Annotated in this window: 12 protein-coding genes; 6 read left to right on the top strand and 6 right to left on the bottom strand. The window is 70.4% G+C overall.

Going from position 1 to position 17,194, the window contains the following annotated elements; genetic code table 11:
* Positions 1-115: 115 nt before the first annotated feature.
* A complete protein-coding gene (locus tag Q0Z83_RS34545) occupies positions 116-349 on the bottom strand; it encodes a hypothetical protein (RefSeq protein WP_317787439.1) in 234 nt (77 codons plus the stop codon).
* A 186-nt stretch (positions 350-535) separates the two neighbouring features.
* Between Q0Z83_RS34545 and Q0Z83_RS34540 the strand changes: the two genes are divergently transcribed.
* Positions 536-910: a response regulator gene (locus tag Q0Z83_RS34540; RefSeq protein ID WP_317787438.1), complete on the top strand. Its 375-nt coding sequence runs from the start codon at positions 536-538 to the stop codon at positions 908-910.
* 4 nt (positions 911-914) lie between these two features.
* On the opposite strand, the gene Q0Z83_RS34535 is transcribed toward Q0Z83_RS34540, so the two are convergent.
* Positions 915-3,107, bottom strand: a complete 2,193-nt coding sequence (locus Q0Z83_RS34535) for a glycoside hydrolase family 3 C-terminal domain-containing protein (protein ID WP_317787437.1) — start codon at positions 3,105-3,107, stop codon at positions 915-917.
* Between the two features lie 99 nt (positions 3,108-3,206).
* On the opposite strand from Q0Z83_RS34535, the gene Q0Z83_RS34530 reads away from it, so the two are divergent.
* A complete protein-coding gene (locus tag Q0Z83_RS34530; RefSeq protein ID WP_317787436.1) occupies positions 3,207-3,821 on the top strand; it encodes a TetR/AcrR family transcriptional regulator in 615 nt (204 codons plus the stop codon).
* 47 nt (positions 3,822-3,868) lie between these two features.
* Here the strand turns inward: Q0Z83_RS34530 and Q0Z83_RS34525 are convergent, their stop codons facing one another.
* The gene (locus tag Q0Z83_RS34525; protein ID WP_317787435.1) at positions 3,869-5,107 is read right to left on the bottom strand and encodes an NYN domain-containing protein; all 1,239 of its coding nucleotides are present in this window, start codon (positions 5,105-5,107) and stop codon (positions 3,869-3,871) included.
* A gap of 95 nt (positions 5,108-5,202) precedes the next feature.
* Between Q0Z83_RS34525 and Q0Z83_RS34520 the strand changes: the two genes are divergently transcribed.
* Positions 5,203-5,766, top strand: coding sequence for a hypothetical protein (locus Q0Z83_RS34520; protein ID WP_317787434.1), 564 nt, complete (start codon positions 5,203-5,205; stop codon positions 5,764-5,766).
* On the opposite strand, the gene Q0Z83_RS34515 is transcribed toward Q0Z83_RS34520, so the two are convergent.
* The 3 genes from Q0Z83_RS34515 to Q0Z83_RS34505 are packed head-to-tail and all read right to left on the bottom strand — an operon-like array spanning position 5,753 to position 10,750.
* The gene (locus Q0Z83_RS34515) at positions 5,753-7,546 is read right to left on the bottom strand and encodes a vWA domain-containing protein (protein ID WP_317787433.1); all 1,794 of its coding nucleotides are present in this window, start codon (positions 7,544-7,546) and stop codon (positions 5,753-5,755) included. The two genes, Q0Z83_RS34520 and Q0Z83_RS34515, sit on opposite strands and share 14 nt — an antisense overlap.
* A gap of 9 nt (positions 7,547-7,555) precedes the next feature.
* Positions 7,556-8,599, bottom strand: a complete 1,044-nt coding sequence (locus Q0Z83_RS34510; RefSeq protein ID WP_317797188.1) for an ATP-binding protein — start codon at positions 8,597-8,599, stop codon at positions 7,556-7,558.
* Between the two features lie 60 nt (positions 8,600-8,659).
* Positions 8,660-10,750, bottom strand: coding sequence for a sigma-70 family RNA polymerase sigma factor (locus Q0Z83_RS34505; RefSeq protein ID WP_317787432.1), 2,091 nt, complete (start codon positions 10,748-10,750; stop codon positions 8,660-8,662).
* Positions 10,751-11,044: 294 nt separating this feature from the next.
* Between Q0Z83_RS34505 and Q0Z83_RS34500 the strand changes: the two genes are divergently transcribed.
* The 3 genes from Q0Z83_RS34500 (at position 11,045) to Q0Z83_RS34490 (ending at position 17,113) form a co-directional block, all read left to right on the top strand.
* Positions 11,045-13,066 (top strand): DNA polymerase IV, encoded by a 2,022-nt coding sequence (locus tag Q0Z83_RS34500; protein WP_317787431.1) that lies wholly within the window; start codon positions 11,045-11,047, stop codon positions 13,064-13,066.
* Between the two features lie 819 nt (positions 13,067-13,885).
* Positions 13,886-15,634 (top strand): aa3-type cytochrome oxidase subunit I, encoded by a 1,749-nt coding sequence (gene ctaD / locus Q0Z83_RS34495; RefSeq protein ID WP_317787430.1) that lies wholly within the window; start codon positions 13,886-13,888, stop codon positions 15,632-15,634.
* A gap of 135 nt (positions 15,635-15,769) precedes the next feature.
* Positions 15,770-17,113, top strand: a complete 1,344-nt coding sequence (locus Q0Z83_RS34490; protein WP_317787429.1) for a hypothetical protein — start codon at positions 15,770-15,772, stop codon at positions 17,111-17,113.
* The last annotated feature ends 81 nt before the right edge of the window (positions 17,114-17,194 follow it).

The raw sequence follows: 17,194 nt of genomic DNA, 5'->3' as shown, positions 1-17,194 counted from the left end.
CCACCACATGGTCGAATGTGCGCGCATGGCGGTCAGCTTACGGCCGGCCGGCCGGTCGCGCCAGACCCCCTTTCGTGTACGGGCGACGCGTGCCCCCGTACACAAAAAGGGGTCGTCATGCGGCGAAGGCCAGCCGGATGGCGTCGCGGGCCCACAGCATCCGCAGGATCGCGCAGTCCGGGTGTTCCCCGAACTCCTGGGCGACCAGTTCAGCGCATCCGTTCTCGCCGATCCGGTCCACGACGTCGGTGACCGCGGCCCGGATCAGCTCCGCCGTCGGCGCCCAGGAGCGCTGCAGGTCGGATGCGAACAGGGCTTCGCAGCGGACGTCGTCGATCGTCGCGTTCATCGGTTCCTCCCCAGCCGTGTTGGTGCGCGGTGGTGGTCTGGACATCAGCACACCGTCCGTCGGCTGCAGGTAGGTGATCTGCCGGTTGCGACCTGGTTGCGGACGAGATTTACGAAGATCACCGACATTCGGGTGTTCATCGGTATATGGTCCGAACAAACATTGCTACGGATCGGGGGAAGCCGCGTGACGACCGTCCTGGTGGCTGACGACGACGCCGACATCCGCGACCTGGTGGCCTTCAAGTTGGAGCAGGCGGGCCTGGAGGTTCTCGCGGTCGGTGACGGTCAGGCCGCGGTGGACACGGCACGCGCCAGGCTGCCCGCACTGGCCGTGCTGGACGTGTCGATGCCGGGGCTCTCGGGCATCGACGTGTGCCGCATGCTGCGTTCCGACCCGTCCACCGCCGGGATGCTGATCATCATGCTCACCGCCCGGGTGCAGGAGCAGGACGTCGAGGGCGGCTTCAGCGCCGGCGCCGACGACTACGTGACGAAGCCGTTCAGCCCGCGCGAGCTGGTGTCCCGGATCCAGGCACTGCTCACGCGGGCGCGAACGTGACTCCCTAGTTGGCGGCCTCCACCAGTTTCTCCAGGTCGCCGGCGTTGAGTGGACTGCCCGGGAAGGCGGCCATCCGGCTCAGCGGCAGGCTGCCCAGCATCATCAGCATCTCCGGGTTGGCGGTCATCGACGCCATCAACCCCTCGGACTGCCCCGCGGCCGCCGCGAACGCCGCGCCCAGCACCTCCGCACCACGCGGGTCGGCCATCCACTCCCCGACGCTCGACTCGCTGGTCAGCGGCACCCGCGCCGGGTCGCCCGCCACGTGCACGGTCACCGAGGCGCGCACGTCCCGCGACGACGAGCCGACCTCGACCAGGTACTCGCCGTCCTCGACGATCCACCGGCCGAGCCGGGTGTCCCAGTAGGCGAGGTCCTCCCGCTCGATCGTCAGCCGCACCTCGGTGGTGTCGCCGACGCCGATCTCGACACTGGCGAACGCCTTCAGCTCGCGCGGGGCCCGCCGCACCTTCGAACCGGGACGGCTCACGTAGACCTGCACCACCTCACGGCCGTCCCGCCCGCCGGTGTTGGTGACCGGGACACGCACCTCGACACCGGCCGTGGTCGCCGATGCGTGGGCCGCGCCGTAGCCGAACGTGGTGTACGACAGCCCGAACCCGAACGGGTACGCCACCTCCTGCCCGCGCGCGTCGAAACCCCGGTAGCCGACGTGCAGGCCCTCGCCGTACCGGACGTGGCCGTGCTCGCCCGGGAAGTCCAGGTAGGACGGGTGGTCGGCGAGCCGGACCGGGATCGTCTCGGCGAGCCGGCCGGACGGGTTGACCCGGCCGAACAGCACGTCGGCGATCGCGCTGCCACCGGCCTGCCCGAGCAGCCAGCCCTCGACCAGGGCCGGTACCCGCTCGTCCCACGGCTTCGTGGCGATGACCGCGCCGTTGGAGAGCACCACGACCGTGTTCGGGTTGACGGCGGCGACCCGCTCGATCAGCGCCAGCTGCGGGGCGGGCAGGTCGATCGAGTCCCGGTCGGCGCCCTCGGTCTCGTGCACGCTGCCGACGAACACGATCGCCACGTCGGCGTTGCGTGCCGCCGCGACGGCCTCGGTGAGCAGCGCCTCGTCGGCCTCGCCCTGGACCGTGTAGCCGGGCGCGAACGTCGTGTCCCCCACGGCCGCGGTGATCTCGGTGAGGGCGTCGTCGAGCCTCGTCGGGGTGATCTGCGAGGAGCCGCCGCCCTGGTAACGCGGGGTCCGGGCGAACTCGCCGAGCACCGCGATCCGCTGGGTGCCGTCGAGCGGCAGCAGGTCACCGTCGTTCTTCAGCAGGACGATCGCCCGTCCGGCGATCTCCCGGGCGAGTGCGTGGTGGGCGTCCGCGTCATAGGTTCCGGCCGGCCGGTCCCCGGCCTTCTCCACCAGCTTGCGTACGAGCTCCGCACTCTTGTCCAGTGCGGCCGGGTCGAGCCGTCCCGCCTCCACCGCCTCGACCAGCGCCTGGTCGCCCGCCGCGTCCGGCCCCGGCATGGTCAGGTCGAGTCCGGCCGCGATCGCCGCCACCCGGTCGACCACGGCGCCCCAGTCGGACACGACCAGGCCCTCGAAGCCCCACTCGCCGCGCAGCACCTCGGTGAGCAGCCAGTGGTGCTCGCTCGCGTACACCCCGTTGACCTTGTTGTAGGCGCACATCACGGTCCACGGTTGGGCCCGGGTGACCACCTTGTGGAAGGCCCGCAGGTACATCTCCCGCAGTGTGCGCTCGTCGACGTCGGCGCTGATCCGCATCCGGTCGGTCTCCTGGCTGTTGACCGCGAAGTGCTTGAGCGACGCCCCGACGCCACGGCTCTGCAGGCCGCGCACCCACTCGGTGGCGAGCACACCGGTGAGGATCGGGTCCTCGGAGAAGTATTCGAAGTTGCGGCCGCCGAGCGGGCTGCGCTTGAGGTTGACCCCCGGCCCGAGCAGCACCGCCACGTCTTGCGCCCGGCACTCGTCGCCGAGCGCCTCACCCATCCGCCGCAGCAGTTCCGGGTCCCACGTGGAGGCACTGGCCACGGCCGGTGGGAAGCAGGTGGCGGGCACGCCGGCCAGCATGTCCTCGCCGGACGCCTGCATGCGCACTCCGTGCGGGCCGTCGGTGACGGTGACCGAGGGAATGCCCGCGGACTCGACGCCCTCGGTGTGCCAGAAGTCGCTGCCGCTGGTGATAGCCGCCTGTTCCGAGGTGCTGAGTCCCATCGGGTCCCATCCTTACTTAGTACCTACTAGGTATTAACTCCTCAGAAACATAGCCAGGTCAGAAGCGGTGTGGCAAGGGGCTGCTGGTAGGAAAGAGCTGTGCAGACCACCCCAGGAATCCGCCGCGACCGTGCCCGGTTACCCGCCGCCGAGCGCCGCCGGCAGATCCTCGAGATGACCACGAAACTGATCGCCGAGCGCGGCTTCTGGGGCCTGTCGATGCAGGATGTCGCCGACGGCTGCGGGCTCACCGTGCCCGGCATGCTGCACCACGTCGGCTCCAAGGACAGCCTGCTGGTGGCGGTTCTGGAGTACCGGGACGAGCAGGACTCCCGCTCGCTGGCCGAGAAACTGGGCCGGCCCGCCCACCAGCTCTGGACCGACGGCCGGATCAGCCTGTCCGAGGTGTGCGACGCGGTCGTCCGGCGCAACGCCGAGCAGCCGGAGATCGTCCGGCTCTTCGCGGTCCTGGAGGCCGAGTCACTGGCGCCCGGCCACCCGGCGCACGCCTACTTCAAGACCCGCCAGCGACGCACCCTGGAGGAGTTCGCCGCCCTGGCCGAGGGCGTCGTCGACGACCCGGGCGCGTTGGCCGCCCAGGTCGTCGCCATGATGGACGGCCTGCAGATCCAGTGGCTGCGCGAACCGGAGACGGTCGACCTGGTCAGCGCCTGGCAGGCGGCCGCCCGCCGCCTCTTCCCGCCGGCCGGCTAGGTCTCCGGGTCGGCCGGGCTTTCGGGTCGGTCAGGCTTTCGAGTCGGCTAGGCCTTGGGGTCGGGGGCGCCCAGCCATGAACGGACCTCGGCGCACTCCTCGTCGGTCAGGGCGATCGCGGCCGCGTCGGCCCGGTTCAGCACGTTGTCGGCGAACGCCGTGGCGATCTCCTCGGCATCCGGCGCCGGCTGCCGGTAGAGCGGCGCCCCGCCGAACGCGGTACCCCGGGTGACGAACGCGATCGCCGACCGGCTCACGTCCACCCCCTGCTCGGCCAGCAGATCCCGGGCCCAGCGGGTGGCCTCGGTCAGGTTGAAGTGGTGCGACGCCGCGTACTCGGCGAGCGCCCGGTAGACCGGCGGCCACATCTCCCGCGGCAGCCGCGGCAGACCGAGCGGGGCGCTGAGCCGCACCACCGAATCGGGCGCCGGCCCGGCCGCCCCGGTCGACTCCGGCGGGCCGTGCCGGCTGTCGTCCCAGACGAAATGATTGGAGAACTTGGCGTACGGCAACCGCAGGCTCTCCAGCGCACGCACGAAGCCACCGAAGCCGAACCAGTTCGACGAATCCACCCCGGTGCCCAGCTGCCGCCGCAGGTCGTGGGCCAGCGACGCCAGGTTGAGCGGGCCCGGCGCCGCGGTGAACCGCCAGGTCACCAGGTCACGGAACTGCTCGTAGGACGCCTCGACCTCCGGCTCGCCCGGTCCGGCGGCCGGGACCTCCTCGCTCTCCACCGGCTCGCCCTGCACCAGCTCGAGCAGCTCCTGGCTGGTGATCAGCCGGTCCGCGATCGAGGTGAAGGCCAGCGCGGCGTCGGCCGGGGAGACGATCGTGGTCCGCCGGTCCGACCGCCGCAACCGCACCAGCAGCGGTGTCATGTCCGAGTCGCCGGACGCGATCACGAACTCGTCATACGTCACCGAGTCGGCCAGCGCGTCCACCGCGTCGACCACCATCCGGATGTCGGCCGCGTTCTTCGTGTGGGTCAGCCGCGGGCAGTCGATCACCTCGAACCCCGCGTTGACGAAGAACGGCCGGAACCGTGAGTAGTACAGCCGCTGCAGGCCACTGGCCGGATCGGGGTGCGGCACCCAGCCACCCGGATTCATGTAGCACCGCAGGATCAGCCAGCGCCGGGGCCCCTCCACCGTCAGCGAGGTGGTCAGCCGGGACAGCCAGGCACCCGGCTCCTCGGCGAACTGCACGGCGACATCCGGGTCCTGCCTGATCAATGCGCTGAACACGTTGTCGAAGTCCAGGTACAGCGCGGCACGTACGCGTTCCATGTCCGAAACCTACCCCGCGTCGCACACGGTGGGCGGTCAGCCCGCTCCGAAAGCCTGTTGACTGCGGCGACACCGTCCGACGATCGGAGCCGCCGTTGCACCTCAGTCAGGTCCTCGACGTGATCGGCCGGCTGTTGCGGAACGCCGCGCACCCGGAGATCGACGCGGTGGAATGCTTCGGCGCGGATGCGGCCCCCGGCGGGCCGTCACCGGCGGGACTGCGGATCCGGTACGTGAACGGCGCTCTCGCGTACCTCTGGGGTGCGATCTGGCCGGGCGAGACCGATCTGCCGGCGCCGGACCGCCTGCCGCCACCCCGGGGTAACCGGCCGGACCGCGCCGCGGTCCTGGTCGTGCTGCTGCTGGAGGTGGCCCGGCCGCCCGAGTTCCGGTCCTGGCAGCTCGTCGCGCTGCCCGACCTCGGGCCGACCGGCGGGCGTGGCAAGGTGCCCCGTGGCCTGCGGATCGTCGCCGCCGACGGCACGTCGTTGCTGCTCCGGGCGACCGCGGCGGGCGGCCCGGACCGCGACCCGGACGAGGAGCCCTTCCCCGACTGGAACGTCCCCCTGACGATCAGCGCTGACCTCGCTTCCGGGCGCGGCGCGGATCTCGCCGCCGGGATCAGCGCGGACCTCGCCTCCGGGATCAGCGCAGACTGAACACCGGGCCGCGCGGGGTGAACGGCAGGCGGGCGCCGCGGGGCATCAGGTACGCGTGCGGCCGTCGGATCCGCAGCACGTCGCATTCGCCGTCGGTGATCACCAGGATCGGGCCGTTCGCCGGGAAGTCCTCGACGCGTTCCAGCAGGTCGATCGCCGGCTGCAGCCTGGTGCCGCCCCGGCCGCGCACCCGGACCCGACCGGCGATGTCGGCCACCGGCAGATACCCGGCGTCATAGGCGGCCGCGTCGCAGAACACCACACGCGCGGCAGGCACGTCCCGGGCCGTCGCGTACGACGCGATCGCGCCGAGCGCCTTGCCCATCAGCGCCGTGCCCATCGATCCGGAGGTGTCCACCACCACACCGAACGTGCTGCGCCGGACCGCCTCCTCCGGTCGGTGCCGGCCGGGGCGCGGGATGTCCGGGGTGGCGGCCTGCCGACGGGACGGCCGGGCGTACGTCCGGACCGGCTCCACCATCGGCACGAACTCCTCGAACCAGCGGGCCAGCCGCACGTCCCACGGCACCGGCGGCTGCTCCAACACCCGGATCTCGGCGACCAGTCCGGACGGCAGCAGCCCGCGCCCACTGCTCTGGTGATAGGCGAAACCGGTCAGCAGCGCCCGGCGGCAGTACTCGTCGACGTCCACGCCGCCGCCCCGCCGGTCGGCCCACGGCAGCGGTTCGCCCAGCATGTCGCCGGTGCCCTGTCCGCGCAGCGTGGACAGCTTCCGCATCCGGCGCAGGTCACCGGCGATCCGGTCGTACACCTGCTCGGCCGAACAACCGGCGAACGCCGGGTCGTGCAGCGTGCCGTCCGGCAACACCCCGACACCCATCTCCACCAGCCAGCCGTTGATCACGAAATCGCAGGCGACGTTCCAGAGGTACGGGTCCCGGCCACCGACCCGGTCGGCGTGCCGCAGCGCCACGTGCAGCAACTCGTGGGCCAGTACGAACCGCCACTCGTCCTCGCTCAGCGACCGCCACGGGTTCACGTAGATCTCGCCGGCCTCCGCCGACACCGCGGCGATCGAAATGCCCCAGGCCCGGGCCAGCGGCCCCTCGGCGACCAGCGTGAACCCGGCCGCCACTCCGCCGAGCAGCGGATACGACCCGATGAACCAGCTCATCGCGAGCTCCCACGGCCGGCGCCGGACCGGGCCGTCGGTCACCGACTCGCGGGCGCCACCGGCCACCTCGACACCGGCCATCGCGGCTGCGGACAGACCCAGCGCGAACCGGTCCGGCCAGCACGGCTCCTGGCCGGGCCGGAACCGGTACGGGCTCAGGTCCAGGTCGGGGGCGGCGGCCAGCTCCGGCGGCACACCCTGGCGGCGCCACCGGGCGGCCAGGTCGTCCTCCTCGGTCGTCGGCAGCAGATCGGGCAGCGGATCCGGCTCCCGGCCGAGTTTCACCGCACGCTGGAACCGGGCCACGGCGAGACAGGCCGCCGCCCGGTACGCGTCGTCGTCGCCACCATCGACCGGTGCGGTGAGGTGGTCGAAACCCAGATGGAGCAGGCAATGCGCGAGCACCCAGAGCCACTCGTCCTTGGACAGACGGCGGGATCGGCTCACGGTGATCAGACCGCCCACCGTCACCCGGGCCAGTGCCGGCAGCGGCTTTTCGACGATCTCCACGGTGGCGTGCGGTCGCGGATGGTCGAAAGTGGTCATCGGCTCGAACAACGGATGACCGGCCAACTCGCCCCAGGCGGCCTGGAAGGCGAGCATGTTCGGGTCGTTCTCCGCGGTTCGTTTCGGCTTGCGTGTCATCGGGCGGCGTCAGGCCCGGGCCGCGACCAGGCGCGGCAGGTCGCGGCTCACCTCGACCAGGAACCAGGCGGGCAGCACCGGGTTGCCGTCGTCGTCCGGGGCGATCACCAGGCGGCCGCACTCCAGCGACAGTTCGGCCAGCTCGACCAGCATCGCCTTGGCCCGGTGCGCGAACTGGCGCAGGCTGGTCGAGGCGTGCACCTTGCCGGCCGGCAGGTCCTTGATCAGGCGGGCCCGGAACGCCTCGGCCAGGAAGTAGAGCAGATCCCGGTCGTCCGGGCGGGACGGCCAGCCGGCGTCGCCACGAACGATCGCGTCCAGCCCGTACCGATGCCGGACGATCTTGACGTATCCGCCGAAGGCGGTCGCGTGCGCCGGGCTGAGCGTGCCCGCCGCCAGCAGGCCCAACGTCTCCTCGTCGATGCCGTCACCGTAGGAGCGCAGCGCGTCGGAGAGCATGTGCCAGCTGCGTGGCGTGGAGAACGCCTCCTCCACCTTGGGTGGTGCCGACCACAGGTGATCCGGGCGCTCGGTGAGGTAACCGGTCACCCAGTGGTGAATGCCGGCGTCCTGCGCCCACGCCGACCAGTCCACCCAGGACGCCCGCAGGTGCACGTGGATCAGACGGTTGACCAGTGCCGACGCCATCGGGCGGGCGAGCGCGTTGTCGCTCGACCGGTTGCCGGCACCGATCACGATCGACCCGGCCGGCAGCTCGTAGTCACCGATCCGGCGGTCCAGGATCAGCGAGTAGAACGCCTTCTGCACCTCCGGGCTCGACGAGTTCAGCTCGTCCAGGAACAGGCAGTACGGCTCGTCGCGCGCGATCGACTCGGGCGGCGCGAACCGGCTGCGGCCGTCCCGCAGCTCCGGCACCCCGATCAGATCCTCGGCGGCCAACTGGGTACCGACCAGGGTCACACAGGTCAGACCCGACGATGCGGCGAAGTCACGGACCAGCGAGCTCTTGCCGATGCCGGGGGCGCCCCACAGGAACACCGGCCGGGCCACCGCGACATGCAGGAGCAGGTCGGGCAGCTGAGCCGGGGTCACCGTGATCGCGGAGTGCATGGCGATCAGTGTGGCGTCCCGTTCCCGGCACGCGCATCCGTTTTAACCGCCGGACATCGATGCCCCGATACCGTTGCCGGTCGCCAGATAATCGGTGCCCGGCAGTTTTCCGGCCGCGGTCCGCGCGCCCTCGGCGACCGACGGATCCTCCGAGCCGAACTCGAACCCGTCCACCTGCCAGCTGTTGTTGTTCGGCTTCGCACTCGCGGAAAGAGCCTGCTCACCACGGGTGTTGCCGACCGCCGCGTTGTTACGCAGCACCGCCGGGGCGGTGGTCATCGAGAAACCCAGCCCGGCATTCTGGAAAGCCGTGTTGTTGCCCAGTTCGATCGCCCCGGTGTTGCCCTCGTCGACGAAACCCTGACCCTGATTCCCCCAGGCCGCGTTGTGCCGGACCGAATGCGGCGCCGCCATCGGTTCGGTGCCGCCACCGAGCGCGAACCCGTTGGAGCCGTTGCGGAACGACCAGTTGTACTCGACCGCCACCCGGGTGCGGAACGAGCCGAGATCGATGCCGTCCTGGCGGTTGTCCCACGCCCGGTTGCCCCGCACCAGGTTTCCGCCGCCGTCCCCGAACTGCACCGACAGCCCGGAACCCTGATTGGCGTAGAAGTCACTGTCCAGCACCTGGTTGCCCGAGGTGCCGGCGTTGCGCAGCATCAGACCGACCCCGGCGTTGTCGTGCACGGTGAGCCGCTGGAACACGTTGTTCGTGCAGGACAGACAGGTCCAGGTGGCGTTACGGGCGCCGGTGACCTCGAGGTCGTGAATGGTCCAGTAGGACGCCTCCTGGGTGATCGCCCACTGGTCGGCCGGGATCCCGGACGCGTCGATGACCGCGCGTTCCCCCTGGTAGGAGCTGATCGTCACGCGCTTCTCCGCGGTGCCGCTCGTGGTGATCGAGATCGGACTCGTCGGGCGGTAGGTGCCGGCGCGCAACGCGATCGTCTGGCCCGGTTTCACCACCGCGACGGCCTTGGCCACCGAGGCGTACGGGCGGGCCTGCGTGCCGTCACCGTCGTCCGACCCGTTCGGGGCCACGAAGATGTCGGCTTTCGCGGTTATCGCGGCCTTGGTCGACTTCGCCGATGCCGCTTCGCTCGGACTCGGAGCCGCCGCGGTGGTCGGCGCCGTCGTCGGGGTCGCGGTGACGCCCGGCGGCGGCGCGACGGCCTGCGGAGTGTCCGGCTCGTTGAAGACCGCGAAGGACAGACCGCCGCCCACCGCGACGGTCGCCGCCGTGACCGCCGCCACCAGGGTCTTGTGCTGCACCACCTGCGCGGCCAGCGAAGCGGTCGTGACCAGTGGGGGAGCGGTCACCCCGGCCTGGAAGGCGGACTGGATGCCGGCCCACAGCGCGACCGGCACCGGCAGCGCCGCCACGCCGAGCAGTAGCCGCTCCGGCGAGACCATCCCGGCCTGGTGGAAGTGGCACTTCGGGCAGTCCCGCACGTGCCGGGCCAGGCGCTTGCGCCATACCGAGTCGACGGTCCCGTCCCAGAACCGGATCGTGCTCGACAGCTCCGGGCAGATCGGTTTCGCCCGCAGCGCTCGGACCACCCCGCGGGAGAGCTCCAGCTGCGCCTTCATCCGCTGCACCCGGACCGCGGCGTGTTTCGGCGTCACCTCGATCGCGGCGGCCAGCTCGGCCCGCGACAGGTCGCCGCGCGCCTCCTGCCACCAGAGGCCGAGCAGTTGCCGGTCGGCGTCCTCCAACCAGCGGGTCGCCTCGGCCAGCTCCCGCCGCTGATCGGCGACGACCAGTTCGGCGGTGGTCCGCTCGGCGAAGTCGCCGACCGGGTCGGGCACGTCGACCGGCTCCGGCAGGTGCCGCATCAGGGTCATCTTGCGGGTACGCATGTGCATCTGGACCCGGCGGAACGCGATCGCCACCAGCCACGACCGGAACCGCTCCGGGTCACGCAGCCCGCCCAACGCGTTGATCGCCTGGAGCATCGTGTCCTGCACCAGATCGTCGACGTCCGGATGCCCGTTCAGCGCGCGACCGATGATGTTGTAGATCAGCGAGAGATGGCCGGTGATCAGCTGATCCCGGGCGGGAACGCTCCCACGCTGGGCCTCGCGGGCCAGGTCCGCCACGCCCCTCGCCGCCGTGATCTGACTCTCCGTCACCGTCTCGCTTCCTTCGTCTTGACCGGCGAAAATCGAAGGTGATGCGTGCCGTTTCCTTGATCCGTGCCCGCTAGCTGCGAGAATGCCCGCTTACTTCTGATCGAGCCGTATCGTGGCACAGCTTTCGGAGAACTGTAAAGCGGCACTTGGTGAGTTTTTGTTATCGCTCCCACGCTCGTGCATCTACTCTCCGCCACCAATCTGTTCGTTGCTGCCCCGCCTCTGCCTCGGCGATCGTTCGTCGTCGCTCCGGGGATCGGCGGAAGTGTCATACCCGGCGTTTACGCTGCGGGGGTGAGGAGGGAAGCGAGCATTCTGCACGTCGACCTCGACGCGATGTTCGCCGCGGTCGAGCAGCGTGACAAGCCGTCGCTGCGGGGCAAGCCGGTGATCGTCGGCGGCGTGGCCGGGCGTGGCGTGGTGTCCACCGCGTCCTATGAGGCGCGGGCCTTCGGCGCGCACTCGGCGATGCCGATGGCGCAGGCCCGCCGCCGGTGCCCGCCCAACACGGCGTTCCTGTCGCCACGGTTCCCGGCGTATCAGAAGACCAGCGCGGTCGTCATGGAGCTGCTCGGCACGGTGTCGCCGCTGGTCGAGCAGGTCAGCATCGACGAGGCGTATATCGACCTCGCCCCCACCGGCAGCGACCTGAGCGTCCCCGCGGTGACCGCGCTCGCCCGCCGGCTGAAATCGGAGATCGCCGCCGCCACCGGTGGGGTCACCGGCTCGATCGGCGCCGCCTCCAGCAAGCTGCTCGCCAAGATCGGCTCCGACCTGCACAAACCCGACGGCCTCACGGTCGTCCCGCCCGGCGACGAACTGCTGGTCCTGCACCCGCTGCCGGTCCGGCGCCTCGGCGGAGTCGGCCCGGCCACCGAGCAGCGCCTGCACCGCTCCGGTATCCGTACGGTCGGCGACCTGGCCGCGGCCGCTCTCGAAGACCTCGTCGACTGGTTCGGCACGGCGCACGGTCACGGCCTGTTCCGGCTGGCCCGCGCCGACGATCCGCGTGCGGTGGTCAGCTCCCGCGAGGCGAAGTCCGTCTCGGCCGAGGAGACCTTCGACATAGATGTGCGTGACCCGGCCCGCCTCACCTACGAGTTGGACCTGCTCTCCGCCCGGGTGGCCGGCCGCCTCCGTCGCGGCGGGCTGACCGGCCGGACCGTGAACATCAAGGTCCGCCACCCCGACTTCACCACGGTGACCCGAGCCGTGACCCGAGACCAGCCCACCGACGACGGCCTCCTGATCGCCCAACTGGCCCGCCGCCTCCTCGCCGAAATCCCGACGGCCGGCGGCATCCGCCTGTTGGGCGTCGGAGTTTCGACGCTCTATGACTTCGCCCAGGACGACCTGTTCTCCGCCGCGGGCGAAGACCCACCGACCCTCAACTTCCCCGAGGACCCTCCACCGGCGTCCGGGTTGCCCGTGTCCGCGCCACCTGGGTTTGGGTCGCCCGTGTCTGGGTCGCCTGTGTCTGGGTCGCCTGTGTCTGGGTCGCCTGTGTCTGGGTCGCCTGTGTCTGGGTCGCCTGTGTCTGGGGTGCCCGCGTCCGCGTCGCCTGTGTCCGCGTCGCCTGTGTCTGGGTTGCCCCTGTCCGCGCCGGCTGCGTCCGGAGCACCCGTGTCCGGGTCGCCTGCGTCGGGGTCGCCGGTGTCGTTCTTCTCCGGATCTGCGCCGCGCACGTCCGGGCCGCATTCACTGTCCGATTCCGCGTCGCTGGTGTCGGGACCGCAGGTGTCTTCCTCTGCCGAGTCTGTGTCGTCCGGTTCCGGGCCGCGCATGTCGTCCACGCCCGCGGCTGTGCGGTCCGGCCCTGCGACTGCCCCGACGACCCCGGCCGTCGAGGCCGAAACGCCTGATTCGATCGTTCCGGCCGGTCCCGGGCCGGGTCCTGGCTCGCCGACGTTCACTGGTAGGCCGCCGCTCGCTCCAGTTGCCGGGTCGGCACCTTCCACAGCGGGTGTTCCGTCGCTGCCTGCTGCTGCGTCGTCGTCTTCTGCGGCCGGTTCGGTGTCGCCTTCCTCGACCGATCCCGGGGTCGCGCCGGGTCCGTCGACTCGGCCGGCAGTCGGTCCAGCAGCGCCACCGGTTCCGGCCTCTGTTCCGGTGTGGCGCCCCGGCCAGGACGTCCGCCACGACGACCACGGCTCCGGCTGGGTTCACGGCAGCGGCGTCGGGCGCGTCACGGTCCGCTTCGAGGGCCCTTCGACCCCGATCGGCCGTGTCCGAACCTTTTTCGTCGACGACCCCCGACTTCATCCCGCCGACCCACCCGACTGGACCCTCACCGCCCCCGACCCCGCCGACACCTGACCGACTGCCACCACACCGGACCGACCGTCCCAACTCCGGACCGACTGCCACCACACCGGACCGACTGCCATAACGCCCGGTCGTCGACCTTCCGGCTTTCCGGCACTTCAGCGAGTGCAAGGCGCTTCGCCTATGCACCCGCACCGCTGCCCTGCTTCGGCTGGCTTGCCCCGCTCGAAGTCGGCCGCCCCGTTTTGAAATCCGCGGGCCCGCTTGAGGTTGGCTGCTTGATGGGGGTCAGTCATCCGCGTCGGTCAATGAGGTTTTGGGGTTTTTCCGCACTATTCAGTATTTGTCCTTCTCTCGCTGGCTGCGATGCTTCGGCCGGTTGTTCTGCTTCGGTCTGCGGGCTGGATGAGGTCGGGCGAACGAGTTCGGGCGTGCTGGACGAGTTCGGTCTGCGGGCCGGGTTCGATCGCATCGAGCGCCGCCTCCGCGCAGGATCAGCCGGTCTTCCTGTCGACCGGGCCCCTGGTGCGGTGATCTCCAGCCCGGCGGCAGATCGAGCATGGAACGCCCGCCGTCTTCGCCGGGACCGGTTTGTTCATGCTCGATGGGGGAACGCCGCAACCGCAGACATCCGAACAGCGGTCGCCGGGTGCCGGAATGCCACCCGGCCGGCTGTTCCGGATGGCGGGGACATCCCGGCCACGGCACCGGGGCGGAACCGCGTTACGGCGCTCATCGGCACCGGGGCGGAACCGCGTTACGGCGCTCATTCCGTACCGCATGATCGTTGATCTTCAAAGGGGTTGACCGGCATTGCCGGGTTGTGCTGACGGGCGCCGCGGAGTACGAACAGTCCAGGGAGGACTTTCGATGACCGCTGTTTCCCCGCGCCCCGTGCAATCCCGGTCGTGGCCGCTGCGGCGGCAGGTCAGGGGCTCCTGGTTGGCCCGGACTCTGCGTACCACCGATGCGAAACAGATCGGGATCATGTATCTGGTCACGGCGTTCGTGTGGTTCGTGCTCGGTGGTGCGATGGCGCTGCTGATGCGGGCCGAGTTGGGCCGGCCGGGCATGCAGATCCTCTCGCCGGAGCAGTACAACCAGCTGTTCACCATGCACGGCACGATCATGCTGCTGTTCTTCGCGACGCCTATCGTTTTCGCCTTCGCCAACTTCGTCGTGCCGATTCAGATCGGTGCTCCCGATGTGGCGTTCCCGCGGCTGAACTCGTTCGCGTACTGGCTCTATTTCTTCGGGGGACTGATCGCGTTCGGCGGTTTCCTGGTGCCGGGTGGTGCGGCCGACTTCGGCTGGACCGCCTACACGCCGCTGAGTACGTGGCAGCATTCGCCGGGCGTCGGTGGCAACATGTGGGTGGTCGGGCTGGCGATCTCCGGTGTCGGCACGATCCTCGGCGCGGTCAACATGATCACCACGATCCTGTGCCTGCGGGCTCCCGGGATGACCATGTTCCGGATGCCGATCATGACGTGGAACATCCTGCTCACCAGCGTGCTCGTGGTGCTGGTCTTCCCGTTCCTGGCGGCCGCGCTCTTCGCCCTGGCGGCCGACCGGGTGCTCGGCGCGCAGGTGTTCAACGTGGAGACCGGCGGCCCGATGCTGTGGCAGCACCTGTTCTGGTTCTTCGGTCATCCCGAGGTCTACATCATCGCGCTGCCGTTCTTCGGGATCATCACCGAGGTGGTCCCGGTGTTCAGCCGCAAGCCGGTGTTCGGCTACAAGACACTGGTCGCCGCCACGATTCTGATCACCATGCTGTCGATGAGCGTGTGGGCGCACCACATGTTCGCCACCGGCCAGGTGCTGCTGCCGTTCTTCAGTCTGCTCAGTTATCTGATCGCGATTCCGACCGGGATGAAGTTCTTCGTCTGGATCGGGACGATGTGGCGCGGGCAGCTCACGTTCGAGTCGCCGATGCTGTTCGCGGTCGGGTTCATGGTGACGTTCCTGCTGGGCGGTCTGACCGGGGTGCTGCTCGCGTCGCCGCCGGTCGACTTCCACGTGACCGACAGCTATTTCGTGGTGGCCCACTTCCATTACGTGCTGTTCGGGACGATCGTGTTCGCGGTCTTCTCCGGCATCTACTTCTGGTTCCCGAAGATGTTCGGCCGGATGCTCGACGAGAAGTTGGCGAAGGTGCATTTCTGGCTGACCTTCATCGGGTTCCACACCACGTTCCTGGTGCAGCACTGGGTCGGCAACGAGGGCATGCCCCGGCGGTACGCGGACTACCTGCCCGGCGACGGCTTCACCACGCTGAACATGATCTCCACGGTCGGGTCGTTCGTGCTGGGCGCGGCCACGCTGCCGTTCCTCTACAACGTGTGGAAGTCGTACCGGGCCGGTCCGGTGGTGACCGTCGACGACCCGTGGGGGCACGGGAATTCGCTGGAGTGGGCCACGTCCAGCCCGCCGCCGCTGCGCAACTTCGACCGGATGCCCCGGATCCGTTCCGAGCGGCCCGCCTTCGACGTCAAGTTTCCGCAGCTGGCGGCCGGTGGTGAGTCGGTGGCCGGGCCGCCCGAGGGAGGGGCTCGGCCACTGACCGAGGAATCCAGTGGGGGAGCGAGCTATCCGGAGGACCGTACCGATCGTTGAGATAGGCGGTTAACGGAGGAACTGTCTGGTTTGCGCATAGATGCTCACTGTGAAAGAGGTCCTAAAGCCCCGTACCTAGCAATCCGCGCAAGGCGATGAGAGATCGGACAACCCGCCCCTTTCGGAAGGGATCTCATGCCGATCGCTCTGCACGCGCTGGTGGCCGCCGCGCTCGCCGTGCCCGCCGCCCCGGTGGCCGCCACGACACCCCGGGACTGCGCCGGAGACTTCACCGCGCGCTCCCGGGCCGACCTCGCGAAGATCACCGTCCTGGATCCAGGCCCACTCGCCAGAGGCATGCCCGCCCTGGCCGACGTGCGGCTCGCCAGCGCCGAGGGCACCGTGGACAGCGCCGCACGGCCGTACCGCAGCATCGCCTCCGGCCGGCACGCCGACGCCCGCATCCTGGGCCTCCCCGGCGGTGGCGCCGGCGCCCGGCACGCCGCGCCCGGACCGGGCGGGCCCGATGAGAAGAACCTCGTCGCCTTCCACGCCGCCGGTCTCGCCACCACCGCCGCCGGACGGTCGACCGCGTATGCCACCTGGGACGACGCCTACCGCTGCGGTAAGACCGGCGCCCTGACCCGGGCGGCGACCATGCTCAGCGGGCTGTCCGTGCTGGACGGCGCGGTGAACGTGGGTGGCCGACCGACCAGTCTGCTGCGGATCGGGCCGACCGGCTCCGCACAGAGCGCGACCGACCTGGTCGACCTGCGGCACGGGCGGGTGGGCGTACGATCCGGCGCCGGTGTCTCCCTCGGTGACCTGAGCCTCTTCCCCGGCACGCCCCAGGAGATCTCGATCAAGGTGGTCAACCAGCCCACCCTCGAAGTGGTCGCCGGCAGCCGCCCGGGCGAGACCGACGTGAACTACCGCCCGGCCGTGCTGCGGATCACCACCGCCGGCCGGCCGGTCCAGGTCCTCAAGGACGCCGGCGCCGCCGTGTCGCTCGGCCTGCTCACCGGCACCGCGCAGGGCCCGCCGGCCGCGCTCGAGGTCCGGTTCACGCTCGGTGAGGTCCGGGACGGTCAGCGCGGACGTCAGGTCTCGGCCGAGGCGTCGACCGTGCGCGTCGAGGTCAAACTCGGCATGAGCCACCTGCTCGACGTCGCCCTCGGCAGCCTGTCGGTGGTCGCCTGCGCGCCCGTCGCGACCGATCACCCGCAACAGCCGGGCCCGCTCCGGCCGTCTCCGCTCCCGGACTACCCGGACGACGTCGACACCGATGTCGGCTCCTCGCCTTCGGCATCGCCCGACGTCGACCACTCGCCTTCGGCGTCGCCGGACACCTCCACCCCGATCGATGACGTTCCGGTCGCGGTCCCCTCCGCTTCCGACGACATCCCAGGTGGTACGGGTGGAAGCGGTCTCGCCTTGACCGGAACCGATGTGACCGTCTTCGGTTTCGCCGGAGCCGGCCTGATCCTCGCCGGTCTGCTCTCCCTGCTGCTGACCCGTCGCCGGCCCACCCGCGACTAGACGCTCTCGTGCACCGGGCAGGCCGGCCGTCCCGCCGGCCTGCCCGGCCCTTCCGTTCCTCCGGTCGCCGCCGCCTCGCTC

Source organism: Actinoplanes sichuanensis, assembly GCF_033097365.1.
Lineage (GTDB): Bacteria > Actinomycetota > Actinomycetes > Mycobacteriales > Micromonosporaceae > Actinoplanes > Actinoplanes sichuanensis.
This window is presented reverse-complemented; position numbering and strand designations above follow the sequence as displayed.